The organism is uncultured Thiodictyon sp. (assembly GCA_903837595.1).
Classification (GTDB): domain Bacteria; phylum Pseudomonadota; class Gammaproteobacteria; order Chromatiales; family Chromatiaceae; genus Thiodictyon.
Genome location: CAILVI010000059.1, coordinates 1 through 17,711 on the forward strand (window position 1 = coordinate 1; position 17,711 = coordinate 17,711).

Genomic DNA, 17,711 nt, shown 5'->3' on the forward strand with positions numbered 1-17,711 from the left:
CTGATACTCGAGGCTCTGCACCCAGGTATCGTCGGGGATGCGCCGGGTAAGTTCACCCAACATATCGAGCATGCGGGGCAACTCCCACTTCTGGCGCAGCACCTCGGTGCTGCCGCGGCGCGCCCGCTCCAGCTCCTGGCGGACCTGGTCCACCTGGACCGCTTGGGCGCGTGCCTTGCGGACCTCGGCCTCCAGGGTCTCCAGCGTCCGGGACTTTTGCCACAACGGGCTAACCAGGGCGGCGGCCCCCAGGACCAGGATCAGGACCAGCAGCAGCTTGAGCGGATCGAGCAACGGCTGGCGGCGGCGCGGGCGCTCCGCCGGGGCCAGGAGGTTGGCCTGGGGCCAGGCCCCCTCCCAGGTTACCTGGTCCACCGGTGATCCGGCCTCCCGCAGGCGCTTGAGCCAGCCATCGACCAGGTCGCGGCGGGTCAGGGCCAAGTCGAGCGTGAGACGCGCATCACCCTGGCCGCCGCTGATGAGGCGCGTGTCGTAGACCACCTGCTCCGGCCGGAAGGGCGAGAGCCGGTCCAGCTCATAGCGCAGGACCTGGGCCAGATTGTTGCGAACCTGGGACGGGAGTGAGGTGCGGCGGCACAACACCGCGCCGGCTGCAAGCATCAGCACGGTCCGGTGAGGTTGCCCTTTGGTGGTCGCAGCAACCGACCCGGGCAAGGGTTCCCGCCCGTCCAGCTCCAAGGTCCCCAGCACCTCCCTGGACGCGCTGGCGACCAACTCCAAATCGGCATTAGGGCCATCCGCGATGACGATCAGACGCCGGTCGCGGCTCGCCAGATAGCGGCGCAACACCGGCGGCAGGCAGCCGACAAAACGCTCCCCGGACAGGCCGGAATCGGCGGCCCAGGGGCGCCACAGAGCCGCGCCACGCGGCAGCTTCAGAGCATCGAGCAAGGCCATGGGAGGACTACCGAGCCGCCTGGATGCAGCCACGAATCACTAAAAAGCTCAGTAAGATCATTTGCATATTTAGACACCCACCCAAAAGAAGGCAATTTTCACGCCAAACCAATAAATGTGCCAAGGTTTTTCAGTGTGCTATCGCGTTGGACCATGCACCGGTCGGGTACTCTGGATGCCGGACCATCTTATTGTATTTCTTGGCGAGCTTGGCGCTTTGACGTGAGCAATTGGCGGACTGAGGATCACCGGCCCCCGACCAAGTGATCGGCGGGATGGATACAAAGCATTTAGCCAATTGTACCGGTTCGCGTGCATGCGCGCCTGTCGCGCGCTGATGCGCTGGCCGGCACTAGCCGGCGGGCGGCGGCCCCGCCACCAGTCCAAAGCGCCGCCACCGCACCGGGTTGGTCGGGATCGCGACGTCCACCAGGGCCTCCATGGCCCGGGCCGTCCCCGCCGCGCCCTGTTCCTTGACCTCAATGCGATACAGCGGTCCGCCCCGATTGCCGGCATTCGCCCCCTGACCACCCGGCAGGGCCGGGGCATCACGACTCTGCACCTGGAGTTGCGCCCCGTCCAGCGTGATGCCCTGCAGGGCGGCAAGCACCGCTGCCGACGCGAAGGTCTGGTCCACCTGGTCGTCCTGGGTATCGACGGTGACCTCCGGGGCGAGACGCTGATAGATCGCGCGGCTCACGCCCAGCACCTGCTGCAACTCCTCCACGGCGACGAAGGGGGCGTCCTTGGCCCCCAGCGACCGACCGGCATCCGCGTAGTCCTGGTCCTCGGCGCCGTTCAAGCCCTTGAGGTCATCCTCGTCGCGCCAGTCGACAATGGCCTCGGCAATGGCCGCCGCCTCCTGCTCCGCGACCCCGAGTGCGATCAGCAGCGCGGACAGGACCGGCGCGGTCGCCTGGTTCAGATTGATCCGGGACTTCTCGTTGGATACCGTAATGCGCAATGCGTTGCCGTCAAATACCCAGGTCCTGGGCGCCCCGTTAGGGACCCAGTCTGCGGTGTCGGGTCCGCCCGGCGGCCCGCCACTCCCCAGGCCAACATCCCCCGGCACCACTGGGGTGAGAAAGGTGCCGACGGTAAAGACGATGGCCGCCTCGGCCAAGGCCCGGAAGCGCGCATCGGCAATGACGTTTTCGGTAAGCGCCGTCTCGGTGCGCTGCGCCGCGGTCATGCCCATCGCGATGACGGTCAGCAGCGCCAGCACCCACAGCACCAGGACCAGTGCGATGCCGCGGGCGGTCTGCGTCAGCCGCGCGGAGCGGATAGGGGGACGATCAGGTCCGGCCATGTTTGATTGACCGTGGTCAGGTGAATACGGATCAGGATCGGGGGCCGGGGTTGCTCCAGCCATTCTTTGTGCCAATCGGGTTCGCGCTCCCCCGCCAGAATCCCATAATAATTGATCACGAGGCCACCCACGCCTTCGAGCAACAGGGTCCGCCCGAAGGCCCCAGCGGCCGCGTCCTGATCCAGTGGAATCTCCGCCAGCGCCCGCTGCGAGTCACTCTTGAGCGGCTCCCATTGCGGAACACCGTCTAATTTGCCCCCCAGCACCTCCGGGTGCATCAACCAACGGGTCAGGACCAGGTCATGCCGGCGCCCGGAGCCCTCCACCTCAAGGCGCAATACATACAGCCCCGGGACCCCGACATGCTCCGACAGCGGGGCCGCAAACTCCACGCGCTGCGCGTCACCGGCGAAGACCGGGGCCGGTGCGCCGTCGAACACCAGCGTCGCCGGGCGCACCTGGGTCAGCGCACGCACCAGGAAACCGTGGGCGAGCCGCACGGCACCGACGCGCTCGCCGGTAACCTCGACCAGGTCCCAGGCGCGGGTGCCGACCCGCAACCCGCTAAACAAGAGCAGGGTGATCAATGCCACCATCGCAAGCGCAATCAGCAACTCCACCAAGGTGAAGCCACGCGGGCGGCACCGGTGCGGGGAGTGCGCACCGGCGGCACGGCCACCGCTGCGGGGCAACGACAGGGCCACCACCACTAGTCTACCTGCGCTAGCCGCAGGGTACTCAGGGCCAGGCGGCGCGCCCGGGCGCCGTCCCGCCAGAGAACAATCACCGTGACCCGATACGCGGCCACCGGCATCACCCCGACGGCGAATCCCTCCGGCACCGGTGTAGCGCTGAGAGCAAAGGGGACAATGGCGAGTTCCCAGGCAAAGCCGTCCTCCGGGTCGCCGGAAGAGGTTCCCTCCTTGAGCGGGATGGCGCTACCCACCGCGGCCAAACGGGACTCCGCAAGCGCCACTGCGCGGCTGTACTGGGCCGTGGTCATGGTGCTGGTGGTCACGCGGGAGAAGATCTGCAACAAGACCCCAAGTGACACGGCCAGGATCGCGAAGGCGACCAGGACCTCCAACAGCGAGAACCCGCGTTGGCGCCGGCGCCGCGTCATGGCCCTTCCCACGGCGCCAGACGCACCCGTCCGGTGAGCCAGTTGACCCCGACCTGGTAGCCGCCGCGGGCATCGGCGCGGCCCAACATAACCACCCCGCCGGTGGAACTGCCGTCCGCAAAGAAGCGAATAGCCCCGCGCTCCGCGTCGATCTGCTCGACACTCGCCGCATTGAGCTTCATCCGCAGCCGATGGGGCAGGACGACGGTATGCGAGCCCGGGAGCTCGAGGCTGCGCTCCTGCACATTCACCACCAGGGCGGCATCGGCCCCAGTGCGGATCGCGATCTCGCGCGCGAGCCGCAGGCTGGCAGCGGTGCGGCGCACCGCCGCCTTGAGCTCGACCCCGGGGAAAAACGCCGAGATCATGGGCGGGACCGCCGCCATCAGCACGGCGGCGATGGCCAGCACCACCAGCAACTCGACAATCGTGAAACCGCGGCCGTGCGCCGCTGCGACGCGTGGAGCGGGCCTGCCCGACACGGCTGGCGGGACCTCAGTCCCAACTCTTCACGTCGGCATTCTCACCCTCACCCCCTTCGCGATTGTCCGCACCGAGGGTCCAGATATCGACTCCGCCGTGGTCGCCGGGGAAACGATACTGATAATCGAAGCCCCAGGGGTCCTTAGGCACCACGCCCTTCTTGAGGTATGGACCGTTCCAGTTGGCGACATTGCCCGGCTTGGCCACCAGCGCCTCAAGCCCCTCCTGGGCGGTCGGGTAGCGGCCGGTCTCCAGCCGGTACAGGTCCAGGGTGGCCACCAAATCATCGATCTGCAGCTTGGCCGTCTTGGTCTTGGAGGACCCCAGGAACTTCATGACCTGAGGCCCCACCAGACCGGCCAGCAGCCCGAGGATGGCGAGCACCACCAGGAGTTCGACCAGGGTAAAACCAGCGGCGCGCTTGGAAACGGACGGGGACATGGCAAGACCTCAGAACCAGCGGAGTTGGCAGACCATTCTATGCCGGACAGCGCCCGGTGGCGAGATTGCTGCGACCGCCTTGTGATGTGGGCAGCGACGCCCAAAACTAGGACCGAGCGCGGAGCGACTGTTGCGATTGCCGCAACAGCACGTTGGCGTTTGCCGCCTATTTCCTGGTTCCACGCTCGGCTACAGTGCATCCATCGCCACTGCACGCGGCGACCGACCACCACGAGGACGACGAACATGAGCGACCGCTACACCGCAACCGCGAAAACGCTGCACTGGCTGATCGCGATCATGATCCTCACAATGCTGGGACTGGGCTTTTATATGCACGACCTGCCCCTGTCGCCGGAGAAACTGAAACTTTACTCCTGGCACAAATGGGCCGGAGTGACCATCTTCCTCCTGGTGATCATGCGCCTGGCGTGGCGCCTGACCCACCAACCCCCGCCCATGCCGTCGAGCATCCCGCGGCTACAGCAATGGCTGGCGCATTCCGTACACGTCCTATTGTATCTCCTGATGTTCGCCATTCCACTGTCGGGCTGGCTGATGAGTTCGGCCAAAGGCTTTCAGGTCGTGTGGTTCGGGGTGCTGCCGCTGCCCAACCTCATTGATAAGAACAAGGCGTTGGGTGACCTGCTGCTGACGGTGCATCTGAGCCTTAACCTCCTGCTCATCACCCTCCTGCTGGGTCATGTCGGCGCCGCACTGAAGCATCACTTCATCGATAAGGACACTGTACTCAAGCGCATGTTGCCAACCTTGACAGCGCCGTCTGACGATAGCATATAGGCTCTGGAGTAACCAATATGAAACGCCTCGCACTCGCCTTATCGCTCGCCGCCGCGCTGGCCCCGACCGCCCACGCCATCGAATACACCAAGGTCCAGGCCGACCAGAGCAGTATCACCTTCAGCTACACCCAGATGGGGGTGACCATGGACGGCCGCTTCAAGGACTTCACCAACCAGTTGAGTTTCGATCCGGCGCAACCGACAAATGCCAAGGCGACGATTGAGGTCGCGCTCGCCAGTATCGATACCGGCACCGCGGAGGGCGATGATGAAGTGGCGGGCAAATCGTGGTTCAACACCAAGGCGTTCCCGACTGCCCGTTTTGAGTCCAGCAGTGTGAAGGCCGTGGGCGACAACCGCTATGAAGTGGCTGGCAAGCTGACCATCAAGGGCCAGACGCGGGAGGTCGTGGTCCCCGCCAGCCTCACGCCGCAGGGTAACGCCGGTGTGTTTGCCGGCACCTTCACTATCCGCCGCGGCGACTTTTCGATCGGCGAAGGGTCCTGGTCTACCTTCGACATCGTTGCCAATGACATCCAGATCAGATTCGAGATCACCGCCCTATCCGGCAACCCCTAACCCAACCTCGAGGAATGACACCATGAACCAATTCGCCAAGCTCTCCGCTGCCATTGTCATCGCCCTGGCGGCCGCCCCGACGCTGGCCGCGCCGGAAACCTACACCATCGAGCCGACCCATACCTTCGCGCGTTTCTCCTACAACCACCTGGGTCTGTCGACGCAGCTCAGCCGTTTCGACAAGACCAGCGGCACGGTCGTACTGGACAAGGAGGCGAAGACCGGTTCGGTCGACGTCACGATCGACACCAAGTCGGTCGACACCGGCGCTGAGAAATTCAACGAACATATCCAGGGCGAAGACTTTCTCGACACCGCCAAGTATCCAACCGCCACCTTCAAGTCCACGAAGGTGGTCTTCAAGGGTGACGAGCCGGTGGCCGTCGAAGGCAATCTGACGATCAAGGACGTCACCAAGCCGGTTCGCCTTACGCTGAGCCACTTCGTCGCCAAGCAGCACCCGATGGCAAGAAAGGACGCCATCGGCGCCGACGCCAGTGTCGTCATCAAGCGCACCGACTTCCATGCCGGCAAGTATGCGCCGAACGTCGGCGATGACGTGACGATCACCGTCTCGCTCGAGGCCATCAAGGGCTAGGCCCTCCCCTTCACGGGGGGTCGCCGCGTCCGCTTCAGACGCCGACTCCCCGCGATCAAGATCAAAGAGATCGACATGCTCGAGGTCAGACCATCGCAGCGCCGCGGCGTCGCCAATTTCGGCTGGTTGCATTCACAGCACACCTTTTCATTCGGAAGCTATTACGATCCGGACCAATCCGGCTTCTCGGACCTGCTGGTGATCAACGATGACCGGGTCCGCCCGGGCCGCGGCTTTGACACCCACGGCCATCGCGACATGGAGATCGTCTCCTATGTACTCGCCGGTGCGCTGGAACACAAGGACTCGATGGGTACCGGGTCGATCATCCGCCCCGGCGACGTGCAGATGATGAGCGCGGGCACCGGCATCCGCCACAGCGAATACAACGCCTCGCGCGCGGAGGACGTTCATTTCCTGCAAATCTGGATCACGCCTGACCGCAAGGGCGTCACCCCGCGCTACCAGCAGCAGCACTTTGCCGACGCCGACAAGCGCGGCCGACTGCACCTGATCATTTCACCCGACGGCGCCGCGGGTTCACTGCGCGTCTATCAGGATGTACGCGTCTATGCCGGGCTGTTCGACGGCGCCGAGCAGCAGCGCTTCGTATTGCCTGACCATCGCTTCGGCTATATTCAGATTGCCCGTGGCGCGCTCGTGGTCAACGGCGAGCGCCTGGCGGAAGGCGACGGCGCGCGGCTGCGCCAGGTGCGGGCGCTCGACTTCAGCCAGGGCGAGGACGCCGAGGTGCTGTTGTTCGATCTGCGCCCGAATGAGGCGCCGAACGATTGACCCTGGCCCACATCGCTCACCAACCGGAGGGGCATACACATAATGGCTGAGCGGAGGCCGCCCGCCGCGCCGGCAGCAGGGACGCGATTCGGGCTACATCAATGGGGAATAGGCTCCTGGGGATCGCTCAACCGCGAGCCAGAATCCTAAATTATTGATAAATTAGGCTTGCGCCGTTTCTACATAATGCCGGACCAACTGACGGAGCGGTACGGATGCAAAAATCTGCTGAGGGACCTTGTATTCCGTTACCGCCAAGCCAACTATTGGAACTGCGAAAATCCTCCGGTATTTTGGCACCAATAACTGACACCAGATGTTGTAATCACTGACAGTCACAAAATCGAAAAATCGCAAAATCTGAGGAACAGACAGTGCACAAATCAGTCATCGGGTGTGTTGCAATCGCAACCATCATTGTCAGCGCTCAGACTTTCGCTGCCGGGGACGTCAGCGGCAAGGCACCGGCGACGGCGGACGTCAGCAGCAAGGTACCTACGACGGCGGACGTCAGCGGCAAGGCACCTGCGGCGACGGACGTGAGCGGCAAGGCACCTGCGGCGACGGACGACAGCGGCAAGGCACCTGCGGCGACGGACGTAAGCGGCAAGGCACCTGCGGCGGCGGGCGTCAGCGGTAAGACCCCTGCTGGAGCGGACGACGCGGCTTGGATTGCCAGGTGCATCAACGACAATGCCAAGGAGAAGGCCGCGCCAGAGGTGGTCGAAAAGTATTGCACATGCATGACCGACAAGATGGATGAGAATGAAACGAGGTCCGTTTCCAAGTGGGAAGAGACGCATCCGGACGAAATGAAGGCCTGCGAAGATGAAGCAGGCTGGGAATAGCTCGGCGTTTCTCCTCGCGCCCAAGCTCGGCCAGGGAATGCGGCACTGATCGCCCTGCCCGCACGTTTCGACGGGCCCCGTGTGACGTGAAACACCTGACCGCATGATGCCACCGCACTCCACGCCGGGGTGCCCTACAAACGGGGATAATCTGCTAAGATCCTATCGCGCCTTCTTAAGAAACGCCGTCAGTTGACCCCCTGTGGGGTATTCACTGATAGTCACAAAATCACAACACCGAGGAACAGACAATGCATAAGTCAATCATCACGTGTGTCGCAATCGCCGCAGTCATTGTGAGCGGCCAGGCTTTCGCTGGGGCGAAAGGTAGCGCTGACGGGGGGGACGATGCGGCTTGGATTGCCAAGTGCGTCAAAGACAATGCCAAAGAAGGCGCCGCGGCGGCTACGGTCGAAAAATACTGCACATGTATGAATGACAAAATGGGCGATGATGAAACGAAGTCCGTTTCCGGCTGGGAGAAAACCCATCCCGCCGAAATGAAGGCCTGCGAGCAGGAAGCTGGCTGGAAATAGGTCAGCGTTCTCCTCGTGCCCAAGCGCTGCTTGGGCACGAGGTTCTAGTGGTTCCCGTCGTTCGGGTTACTCATCGCTGTCGCAGGCGTGTCGCATCAACCGGGTAAGTATTGTCGAAGCCGTTGTCACCAACTTCAATCCAATGCCACTGACCGGTTACGCCATGGGGCGCTTCTGCGTATCCGGCGTTTGATTCGAGTTCCAGTGGCCGCCTCTATGATCGAATCCTACAGGAAGTCAGCCTGAACCGCCCGCGGTGTCCAGCCGCTTGGCCTGAAACTCGATCAACAGACGCACGCGATGGGGCAGGTCGCGGTTACCCGGGAGTAACGCATAGACACCGAGCTGAAGTTTCCCGCTTTCAGTTACGCCACGAGTGCCATGACTGCCGCGAGCAGCGGATTTTGCGGGGGTTTTCCCGGATCCGCGCAATCGATACCGAAACCCTCGCCACCGAGGTCCTGGGCCAGCCGCCGCCGCAGGTCCGCGAAGGCGTATTCGGTCCGCTTGGTCGTGGCATAGCGACGGGACGCTGCCTTGGCTAACTGCTCGCCATCGATCCACGTGATCGCGGTCGCGGCCATACAGGTGATTGGTCACCGCCTCGGGCGTGCGGGTCTGGGTCTCGGCGCTGCCGATCTCCTGCTTGATTTCGCGAAAGCCAGCGTCAGACCACCAACACCGGGACCGCCGTGAAAACGGCCCCCAACCGCACGGTCAGTGCGACCACCCGGGCAAATTTGGTCTGAAACGCCTGCGCCTCGCCGCACACCCGCACGCAGCGTGTTTGCAAGGTCAGGCAGCGAAAATAGAAGGCGAAGGCCAGCGGCAGACAGCACCAGCGCCCGTGGATGATCTTGAGCAAACCGACCGTGACAATCGTCTGCGCCCAGGGAAACCTAAGCGGTGCAGGACCGCAGTCATACCGCTGGGCGTGTAACGCACCCCCCAGCGCGTCTGCACCTGTCGGGCGACGGCCTCGGCTGTCAGATACAGGCGACGTTGAAGATGATCGTCCAGTTCCAACAACTGCGTGTCGCCGAGCAAGGCCTCGCGCACGTCCCGCGTGCCGCGTGCCGCGGTGGGTCGCACGCAGTTCGGCGAGTTCTTGTTTGTCGAAGGGGTAGTCCAGCATGAAGGCAGTTTACCAAGACTCTCGGCAGGTTACCCGCCGCGACTAAACCGGAATCTCACATGAGAGAGGTCGACAACCACCTGGGTCTGTCGACCCAACTCAGCCGCTTCGACAAGACCAGCGGGACGGTCGTACTGCGACGACGCGCGGCTGCGCCAGGTACGGGAGCTCGACTTCAGCCAGGGCGAGGACGCCGAGGTGCTGTTGTTCGATCTGCGCCCGAATGAGTCGCCGAACGATTAAAGAATCGCTGATAGCGGCCGGCGCCCGCTCCTCAAGCAATCCCGAGATCGGTGTGGGCTGCCGGCTCGGCACTCGGGTCTTGCAGATGGGCGCCCGACGCTGTTGAGCGGGGGCTCGGCAGACCAACGCGCCCTCGCGGCGTTGTCGCCTGGCGGAACCGCGGTTCGATTCGGCTACTATACTTGCGTCAAGCTGGAAACGGCCCGACTGTCCGCCGGCGCCTCGCCACGGCGGCCCCGCGCTCGGCCGGATAATCTTCCATCAACCCGCAACGGGAGAGCCCCTTATCATGGATATCCGCACGATCCGCGAGCAGGCGTTTGCCATGCCGTTCACCAACCCCGCCTTTCCCCCTGGTCCCTATCGATTCATCGACCGCGAATACTTCATCGTCACCTACCGCACCGACCCGGACAAGCTGCGCGCCGTCGTGCCGGAGCCGCTGGAGGTCGGCGCGCCACTGGTCAATTACGAGTTCATTCGCATGCCCGACTCGACCGGCTTTGGCGACTATACCGAGAGCGGCCAGGTGATTCCGGTAACCTACCAGGGGGTGGCGGGCAGCTACACCCATGCCATGTATCTGGACGATCACCCGCCGATCGCCGGCGGGCGCGAATTGTGGGGGTTCCCGAAAAAGCTCGCCCGCCCCAGCCTGAAAGTTTACGCCGACACGCTGGTCGGCGAACTCGACTATGGTCCGGTCCGGGTCGCTACCGCGACCATGGGTTACAAACATCGCACGCTTGATACCACGGAGATCACACAGAGCCTCAGCGATCCGCCCAACTTCCTGTTGAAGATCATTCCTCATGTGGACGGGACACCGCGGATCTGTGAACTGGTGCGTTACCACCTGCGGGATGTCAGGGTAAGAGGCGCCTGGACCGGGCCGGCGGCGTTATCGTTGTTCCCCCATGCCTTGGCGCCGGTGGCCGAGCTGCCGGTGCTCGAGGTGGTCGGGGCGCGCCATATCCTGGCCGACCTGACCCTCGGGCTGGGTGAAGTCGTTTTTGATTATCTGGGTTGACCCCCTCGGAGTACTGCCATGCAACTGAACGGTAAAGTCGCGCTGATCACCGGCGCCGCGAGCGGCATCGGCAAGGCCATCGCGCTGGTTTATGCCAAGGCCGGCGCCGCGGTGGCCATCGCCGACATCAACCTGGCGGCCGCGCAGCAGACCGCCGACGAGATCAAGGCCGGCGGCGGGCGGGCACTGGGCGTCGCGATGGACGTCACCAACGAGGATGCGGTCAACGCCGGGATCAAGACGACGGTCGACGCCTTCGGCCAACTCGACATTCTGATCTCGAACGCCGGCATCCAGATTGTCAAGCCGATCGTCGATTACAGCTTCGCCGATTGGAAGAAGATGCAAGCCATCCACGTCGATGGTGCCTTCCTGACCACCAAGGCGGCGCTCAAGTACATGTATCAGGGGGAGCGCGGCGGCACGGTCATCTACATGGGCTCAGTGCATTCGCACGAGGGCTCGCCATTGAAATCGGCCTATGTTGCCGCCAAGCACGCACTGCTCGGTCTCGCCCGCGTGTTGGCCAAGGAAGGCGCCGAACATAATGTGCGTGCGTACGTGATCTGTCCCGGCTTCGTACGGACCCCGCTGGTCGATAAGCAGATTCCGGAGCAGGCCAAGGAGTTGGGCATCAGCGAGGACGAGGTGGTCAAGCGCGTGATGCTCGGCCGCACGGTCGACGGCCAATTCGCAACCGTCGACGACGTGGCGCAGACCGCGCTGTTCCTGGCATCCTTCCCGAGCGCCGCACTGACCGGCCAATCGTTTATTGTCAGCCATGGCTGGTGTATGCAGTAGGCAGCGAACCGCGCGGCGGTGATCATTGCCGGAAACGGGAATGATTGCCGCGGCTATCATGCCTCAGTCGACGGCCCTGGTCGTCATTCTATGTTTGGTCGAGCGGGTGCCAGCCGGTTGGCGAGAAACTCGATCAGCACACGGACGCGATGGGGCAGGTAGCGGTTACTCGCAAGTAACGCATAGATGCCAAGGTCAGGGGGCGTAAACTCCTCCAGCAGGGTCACCACGCTGCCGGCAGCGAGATAATCGGACGCGATGAAATCCGGCTGGATCGTGATCCCCAAGCCCCGCGCCGCCGCCGCTGCCAACACATCGCCGTTGTTGGCTTGCAACCGGTAGGGTACATGGAAGGTTTCCACCTGCCCAGCCACCAGAAATGACCAGGGTCGGCTGTTCGCCTGCGGTGAATAGCCAATGCACGCATGACCGGCCAGTTCGGACGGATGCTGCGGCCGGCCATGGCGGGCCAGATAGTCCGGCGCGGCGATGGTCATCAGCCGGCAGGTGCCGAGCTTGCGCGCAATGTCGCCGGGCTCGAGCCGGGCCGTGATACGGATCGAGAGGTCCACCCCCTCCTCGATCAGGTTCATCTCCCGGTCGGTGAAGTCCATCGCGAGACAGATGTCGGGATAGGTCTGGGAGAACTCCAGCAGCAGCGGCGCCAATCGCTTGAGCCCGAAACTCAGCGGCAAACCGATACGCAGGTGGCCGCGCGGCGTCAGGCGCGCCTCCATCACCTCCGCCTCGGCCGTCTCCACCAGCTCGAGGATCGCCCGGCAGCGTTCCAGGTAGGCAGTACCGGCCGAGGTCAGGGTCAGCCGCCGCGTACTGCGCACCATCAGCTTGATGCCCAAATGCTCCTCCAGCGCGGCAATCTGGCGCGTGACCACCGAGCGGGCGACCCCGAGCTGGCCCGCCACCGCGGCAAAGCTGCCGAGCTCAACGACACGAACAAACAGATGCATGGCGTCGAGTCGGTTCATGGGCGCTCGCGGGTACAATTCACGCTGGATTGGGTTGTCCCGGCCAAGTCTACGCGATCAGGCGCGCGCCCCGAAGTCCCGGTCGCGCGGCCACCCACTTCCGGTTTTTTCCCCGTCACGTCGATCTGTTACCTTGTGCACCCGCGTGGCCGCCGCGCCGCCGATCACCACCAGCCTCCTTCAGACGAGACGCCCATGAGACGGAACCTGTTCGCCCTGTTCGCCATCGCACTCGCCGCCCTGTACCTGACCACACCCACGAGCGCCGCGGCGGCCAGCGAAGGCGGCTGGGGGCACCGCCCACGCATCGGCCTGGTGCTGAGCGGGGGCGGAGCACGGGGCTCGGCCCATATCGGGGTGCTCAAGGTCCTGGAGAAGATGCGTATCCCGGTCGACGTGGTGGTTGGCACCAGCATGGGCTCGCTGGTGGGCGGCAGCTACGCGGCCGGCTTGTCGCCGCAGGAGCTGGAACGGCGGGTGACCGAGGTGAACTGGGACACCCTCTTCAACGACGACCCGCCGCGCAAAGAGTGGCCGGCCCGGCGCAAGCAGGCGTCGGCCAACCCGACCTGGGACTTCACCGTCGGCGTACACAACGGCAAGCTGAAGCTGCCCCCGGGGGCCATATCGGGCGAGCAGGTGCAGCTTTTTTTCAACGACTTAGTCAAGGGCGCGGAGACGGTGCAGACCTTTGATCAGTTGCCGATCCCCTTTCGGGCCATCGCCACCAACCTGGAAAACGGGGAGATGCACGTCTTCGACCATGGGCCGCTGCCGGTGGCCATGCGCGCCAGCATGTCGGTCCCGACCCTGTTCGCGCCCATGCAGTGGGATGGGAACCTCTATGTCGACGGCGGCCTGGTCCGTAACCTGCCCATCGACGTGGCCCGGGACATGGGGGTGGACGTCATCATCGCGGTCAACCTGGGGTCCGGCTATCTGCCCCGCGACGAGCTCGGCAGCATCGTCGGCGTCACCGGCCAGATGATCGCCATCCTGACCGAGCAGAACGTCAAGGTCTCGCTCAAGCAGATCGACCCGGCGCGTGACGTGCTGATCGTCCCGGACCTGGGAGACATTACCTCCAGCGACTTCAACCGCGCCAAGGAGGCCATCGAGACCGGGGTGACGGCCGCCGACAAGATGAAAGCGAAACTCGCTCGCTATAGCGTCAGCGAGGCCGAATACGCCGCATGGCAGCAGACGCGCTTCGGCCCGGGCCACCCGGCCGAACACATCGGCGACGTCCGCATTGAGGGTCTGGTGCGGGTCAATCCGGAAGTCTTCGATGGCTTGGTCGCTGAGCAGAAGGATCGGCTCCTGAACCGCGCCCGACTGACCCAGGATATTGAGAAAATCTATGGTCGCGGCGATTTTGAGCGGATCAGCTACCGCTTCCAGCCCACGAAAGGCGGGCGCGACCTGCTCATCGTCAACGCGGTCGAGAAGTCCTGGGGTCCGGGTTACCTGGGCCTCGGGCTCGGCCTGTCGAGCGATTACAAGGGTGATGGTATCTTTGGTCTGCGCGTGACCTACGATCAGACCTGGGTCAATCGACTGGGCGCCGAATGGAGCACCGATCTGACGCTCGGCAACGCCCCGCGGCTGTACACCGAGTTCTACCAGCCGCTCGACCTCGACCGCTCGGCCTTCGTCGCCCCCTTCCTGGATCTGAACCAAACGCTGGAAAGCATGTTCCAGGGCAAGCAGCGGATCGCGCGCTACGACGTGACGCGCGCGCGCATCGGCACGGATCTGGGCACCACGCTGCACGGGACCGAGGTACGGGCCGGCCTCTATCTCGGCCAGACGCGGGTCAACCTCGACACCGGCGCGCCCGCGCTCCCAAATGCCAAGATCACCGACAGCGGCGTGCGCGGACGGCTCCTGTACGACACACTCGACAGCGCCGGTGCACCACGCTTCGGGACCCGGATCTCGCTCGAGCTGCTCAACCCGCTCACCGAAATGGGGGCGAACCTCAGCTACACCCGCGCCATGCTCCATTACGACACCGCCTACAGCGAGGGCCTCAACACGCTCGCACTCAAACTCAAGGGTGGCGCTAGCTTCGGCACCCAGATGCCCTATTACGACCAGTTCCCCCTGGGCGGCTTCCTCAATCTCTCCGGCTACGCCAATGACCAGTTCCGCGCCAACAACATGGCCTTTGGCGCCCTGATCTATTACCGCAAGATCGCGTCACTCTCACCACCGATCGGACGAGGACTCTATCTGGGCGCCTCACTGGAGGCCGGTTGGCTCTCGGTGGGGGCCGCCACCAACCCGAACACCGGTCAGCGGGTCGTGCTGAGCAAAGAGGCGACCCGCATCAGCGGAAGTGTCTTCTTCGGCTCGGACACCTGGATCGGCCCGGCCTACCTGGGGCTGGGCATCAACGGCAGCGGGGGCACGGTCTATGTGCTGATTGGGCGGCCCTGAGGGACGCGGCCTGGCAAACCTGAGCGGAAGAGGCGCGAGGCACGCCGGATCACCTGAATCCGGCGGCTCAGGAAAGCGCTCGCCTCAGTTCGGCATCAATGCGGGTCAGTGCGAGGTCGGTCGTCAGATCGGCCTTCTTCCGCTTGATCCCTTCCGCCACCCGGGCCGCGGCGTCCAGTGCGGCGTTCAGCAGCGGCGGCGGGGCCGCATCGACCCAGAAGCTTAAGTCGCTGATCTTGCGTTTGACGTCGAACGGGACGAAGGCCGTGGCCACCTGGTCGTAGACGCTCGGCACCCGCTGGACGATGAGGCCCCCGCCCTGCGCGGTGCGCTCCGCCACCAACCGCCGGCAGGCGTCGAGCTCCTTCCAGAAGTTGTCCTCGGCGTTGCCGAACTTCTGACGCCCGGTGATGAGCCCATAGGCGGTGCCGAGCGCCAACGCCGCCTGGGCGCGGCCGGATCGCTGGTTGTCCGCCTCCAGGTCGGCGACATGGGCGGTGAGCCGGAATTCCGCGTCCGCCAGCTCCTGAAGTCCGGCCACAAAGGGTTCTGCATCGGCCGCTGAAACCGTCGCAGACTCGTCAAGATCGAGCCCGGCCAGGCTATACAGATCGGCGATCAGCCGCGGCGCCCAGCCGTCGCCTTCCCGTATCGCGGCAACAAAGGCCACGTAGTCGAGGTCCAGCCCCTGCGGCCTGACGGCAATGCGGCGCACACAACCGGGTGGCTCCCATCCCGCGCTCTGCGCCAGGATCGCGTCAAAGACCGGTTCCCCGTAGGTAGCGAACCGCAATGCCGGGCCAAGCGATTCGATGCCTTCCTCATACAGCCGCCGGTCCGTGGTCAGTGCGGTACCGTCCAGCACGCCGGCAAGGCCGCGGAGCAACAGCGGCTCGCGCCCATTGCCCGTCAGGTTGACGGCGCAGGCACACCCCAGGGCCTTCAGATAGGCGGAACCGGTCAGGACGCCCCAGAGTCCATCCAAGGTCGCCGGCAGCCGCACGGCCGCGTGCGCCTGCTCCAGGCGCTGGTAGATCTCATAGACCTCCTGCCCGGTCAGCTCGGTCTCGCGGATGCGCTGCTGACTGAAGGCAATCCGTTGGCGGGCCTCGGCCTCTAACTGCCCCTCTGTCACCTCGCCCGCCGCCAGCCGGCGGAAATCCTCCTCGGTGACCGGCAACATCGACACCTGTTGATCGCCGACCACGGCGATCATGCTGCCCAGCCGATCGAGCAGCCGGCCGTAGACGATCTCTTCGACCGAGCCCAAATAGCACAGGTTCTGGACGTGGATGTGTGAGTGCAGTTGGCCGATGCGATCGATCCGGCCAATGCGCTGCTCGACCTTGGCCGGGTTCCATGGTAGGTCGAAATTGACCAGAAAGTCGGCCGTCTGGAGGTTGAGGCCCTCGGCCGCCGCATCGGTACAGACCAGGATGTCGATCTGACCCCGCAGGAAGCGCTGCTTGATCTCGTCGCGCTCGGTACCGATCAGCCGGCCGGTCGCAGGATCGGTGTATTGCCCCCCGCGGCCCGAGTAGGTCCCCACCAACAGCCGGGCCTCGGCCTGGAGCAGCCGCCGGACGAGGTCTTCCAGGGTGTCCCAGAACTGGGTAAAGATGACCGTCTGCCGGACCCGGCCGGGCCGCGCGGGATCCCTGCGCTGCTCCACGTAGCCCAACAGGGCCTGGGTCTTGGACGAGGCCGGCGCGGCGTCGTACAGGCTGCCCGCCAGCATCCCGCTGAGCTTTTCCAGCTCCCAGCGGAGATCCGCCTCGCCGCGGTTCTTGAGAAACTGCTCGATGACGTCTGCATCTCCCTCTTCCTGTTCCAGGTCCTCATCGAACGGGGACAGGTCGGGGCCGGTGGTAGACGCAGTGGCCCCCGGCGCGTCCAGCAGGTGTTCCAGGGTCCACTTGACCCGTTCGCGGCGCCGCCGCAGGGTCTCGCCGATGGCGTGCAGACTGGAGGCGAAGCGCCGCTGCAGGAAGCTCAGATAGAAGCCGGTGGAGACCCGCGCCTGTTGATCGTTCGCGGCGGCGACTTGTTGGGACAACTCCTGGGAATAGGATTGCAGGGCCTCATAAGCCGCCTGCTCCTGCGGCGTGTATTGGATGCGCCGCATGGGCAGGATGTGCCGGTGCGCCAGGTTGGCCGTCAGTCGGCCCTGCTCCTGGTAGACCCGCAGCAGGGCGCGGTTGTGGCGCATCATCACCCGCGAGAGGGGCGCCGAGGCAAAGATGGCGCGCAACAGTTGCCGCAGACTCGCACCCGTCGGCTGGATACCCCGCGTTAGCCAGTTGTCATACTGGGTCCGGTTCGACGGACCCAGCACCGTCTGGCGCACGAACAGGGCCAACTCAGGGTCATGTCGCCCAATCGAGGCCAGCACCCGGCGCAGAAAGCCCAGTTCTTCATCTGACACCTTCTCGCCCTGCTGGATGCGACCCTGGATCGCGTAATACGCCTGGGTCAGGGACGGATCGTCCTGAAATACACTGTGTCCTTCCGGCAAGCCTGCATGAATTCCGCGCGCTGGTCCGGTAACGTGGGAGCCCCGTGTCGTTGGCGACCGGAAAGTGCGACGTTGTCGCTGTTGGGGCGGGCGGCAGGCAGTAGCGAAGTGGTGGCGTCTGGCGGC

20 protein-coding genes are annotated in these 17,711 nt (G+C 64.5%); 9 read left to right on the forward strand and 11 right to left on the reverse strand.

Going from position 1 to position 17,711, the window contains the following annotated elements; genetic code table 11:
* The 6 genes from QZY44_RS03120 to gspG form a co-directional block, all read right to left on the reverse strand.
* Positions 1-918, reverse strand: a 918-nt coding sequence (locus tag QZY44_RS03120) for a fimbrial assembly protein (RefSeq protein WP_295442114.1), incomplete at its 3' end; no start/stop codon positions are given.
* 352 nt (positions 919-1,270) lie between these two features.
* Positions 1,271-2,227 (reverse strand): type II secretion system protein GspK, encoded by a 957-nt coding sequence (locus tag QZY44_RS03125; protein WP_295442117.1) that lies wholly within the window; start codon positions 2,225-2,227, stop codon positions 1,271-1,273.
* Positions 2,185-2,931, reverse strand: a complete 747-nt coding sequence (locus QZY44_RS03130) for a prepilin-type N-terminal cleavage/methylation domain-containing protein (protein WP_295442120.1) — start codon at positions 2,929-2,931, stop codon at positions 2,185-2,187. Before QZY44_RS03130 ends, QZY44_RS03125 begins: the two co-directional genes overlap by 43 nt.
* Before the next feature lie 5 nt (positions 2,932-2,936).
* On the reverse strand, positions 2,937-3,350 hold the full coding sequence (locus QZY44_RS03135) for a prepilin-type N-terminal cleavage/methylation domain-containing protein (RefSeq protein ID WP_295442123.1): 414 nt from the start codon (positions 3,348-3,350) through the stop codon (positions 2,937-2,939).
* Positions 3,347-3,832, reverse strand: coding sequence for a GspH/FimT family pseudopilin (locus tag QZY44_RS03140; RefSeq protein WP_295442126.1), 486 nt, complete (start codon positions 3,830-3,832; stop codon positions 3,347-3,349). The genes QZY44_RS03135 and QZY44_RS03140 overlap by 4 nt, the downstream gene beginning before the upstream one ends.
* 13 nt (positions 3,833-3,845) lie before the next feature.
* The gene (gene gspG / locus QZY44_RS03145) at positions 3,846-4,274 is read right to left on the reverse strand and encodes a type II secretion system major pseudopilin GspG (RefSeq protein ID WP_295442129.1); all 429 of its coding nucleotides are present in this window, start codon (positions 4,272-4,274) and stop codon (positions 3,846-3,848) included.
* Positions 4,275-4,520: 246 nt separating this feature from the next.
* Here gspG and QZY44_RS03150 point away from each other — a divergent pair, with 246 nt between their 5' ends.
* The 6 genes from QZY44_RS03150 (at position 4,521) to QZY44_RS03175 (ending at position 8,433) form a co-directional block, all read left to right on the forward strand.
* Positions 4,521-5,075, forward strand: a complete 555-nt coding sequence (locus QZY44_RS03150; RefSeq protein WP_295442132.1) for a cytochrome b — start codon at positions 4,521-4,523, stop codon at positions 5,073-5,075.
* Positions 5,076-5,092: 17 nt separating this feature from the next.
* Positions 5,093-5,656, forward strand: coding sequence for a YceI family protein (locus QZY44_RS03155; RefSeq protein ID WP_295442135.1), 564 nt, complete (start codon positions 5,093-5,095; stop codon positions 5,654-5,656).
* A 22-nt stretch (positions 5,657-5,678) separates the two neighbouring features.
* The gene (locus QZY44_RS03160) at positions 5,679-6,254 is read left to right on the forward strand and encodes a YceI family protein (RefSeq protein ID WP_295442138.1); all 576 of its coding nucleotides are present in this window, start codon (positions 5,679-5,681) and stop codon (positions 6,252-6,254) included.
* Positions 6,255-6,329: 75 nt separating this feature from the next.
* Positions 6,330-7,049 (forward strand): pirin family protein, encoded by a 720-nt coding sequence (locus QZY44_RS03165; protein WP_295442140.1) that lies wholly within the window; start codon positions 6,330-6,332, stop codon positions 7,047-7,049.
* Positions 7,050-7,423: 374 nt separating this feature from the next.
* A complete protein-coding gene (locus QZY44_RS03170) occupies positions 7,424-7,897 on the forward strand; it encodes a hypothetical protein (protein WP_295442143.1) in 474 nt (157 codons plus the stop codon).
* Between the two features lie 251 nt (positions 7,898-8,148).
* Positions 8,149-8,433: a hypothetical protein gene (locus QZY44_RS03175; RefSeq protein WP_295442146.1), complete on the forward strand. Its 285-nt coding sequence runs from the start codon at positions 8,149-8,151 to the stop codon at positions 8,431-8,433.
* Between the two features lie 365 nt (positions 8,434-8,798).
* On the opposite strand, the gene QZY44_RS03180 is transcribed toward QZY44_RS03175, so the two are convergent.
* The 3 genes from QZY44_RS03180 to QZY44_RS35580 all read right to left on the reverse strand — a co-directional run bounded on the left by QZY44_RS03180 (position 8,799) and on the right by QZY44_RS35580 (position 9,525).
* Positions 8,799-9,017, reverse strand: coding sequence for a hypothetical protein (locus QZY44_RS03180; RefSeq protein ID WP_295442149.1), 219 nt, complete (start codon positions 9,015-9,017; stop codon positions 8,799-8,801).
* Between the two features lie 83 nt (positions 9,018-9,100).
* The gene (locus QZY44_RS03185; protein WP_295442152.1) at positions 9,101-9,298 is read right to left on the reverse strand and encodes a hypothetical protein; all 198 of its coding nucleotides are present in this window, start codon (positions 9,296-9,298) and stop codon (positions 9,101-9,103) included.
* Entirely contained in the window at positions 9,229-9,525 is a 297-nt protein-coding gene (locus QZY44_RS35580; protein ID WP_365303159.1) for a winged helix-turn-helix domain-containing protein, read from the reverse strand. The genes QZY44_RS03185 and QZY44_RS35580 overlap by 70 nt, the downstream gene beginning before the upstream one ends.
* A gap of 575 nt (positions 9,526-10,100) precedes the next feature.
* Here QZY44_RS35580 and QZY44_RS03190 point away from each other — a divergent pair.
* Positions 10,101-10,841, forward strand: coding sequence for an acetoacetate decarboxylase (locus QZY44_RS03190; protein WP_295442155.1), 741 nt, complete (start codon positions 10,101-10,103; stop codon positions 10,839-10,841).
* Positions 10,842-10,859: 18 nt separating this feature from the next.
* Entirely contained in the window at positions 10,860-11,642 is a 783-nt protein-coding gene (locus QZY44_RS03195) for a 3-hydroxybutyrate dehydrogenase (protein WP_295442157.1), read from the forward strand.
* A gap of 83 nt (positions 11,643-11,725) precedes the next feature.
* On the opposite strand, the gene QZY44_RS03200 is transcribed toward QZY44_RS03195, so the two are convergent.
* Complete coding sequence (locus QZY44_RS03200) at positions 11,726-12,628, reverse strand: LysR family transcriptional regulator (RefSeq protein ID WP_295442159.1); 903 nt, start codon at positions 12,626-12,628, stop codon at positions 11,726-11,728.
* Between the two features lie 195 nt (positions 12,629-12,823).
* Between QZY44_RS03200 and QZY44_RS03205 the strand changes: the two genes are divergently transcribed.
* Positions 12,824-15,070, forward strand: a complete 2,247-nt coding sequence (locus QZY44_RS03205; protein ID WP_295442161.1) for a patatin-like phospholipase family protein — start codon at positions 12,824-12,826, stop codon at positions 15,068-15,070.
* Positions 15,071-15,137: 67 nt separating this feature from the next.
* Here the strand turns inward: QZY44_RS03205 and QZY44_RS03210 are convergent, their stop codons facing one another.
* On the reverse strand, positions 15,138-17,585 hold the full coding sequence (locus QZY44_RS03210; protein WP_295442165.1) for a helicase-related protein: 2,448 nt from the start codon (positions 17,583-17,585) through the stop codon (positions 15,138-15,140).
* Positions 17,586-17,711: the final 126 nt, after the last annotated feature.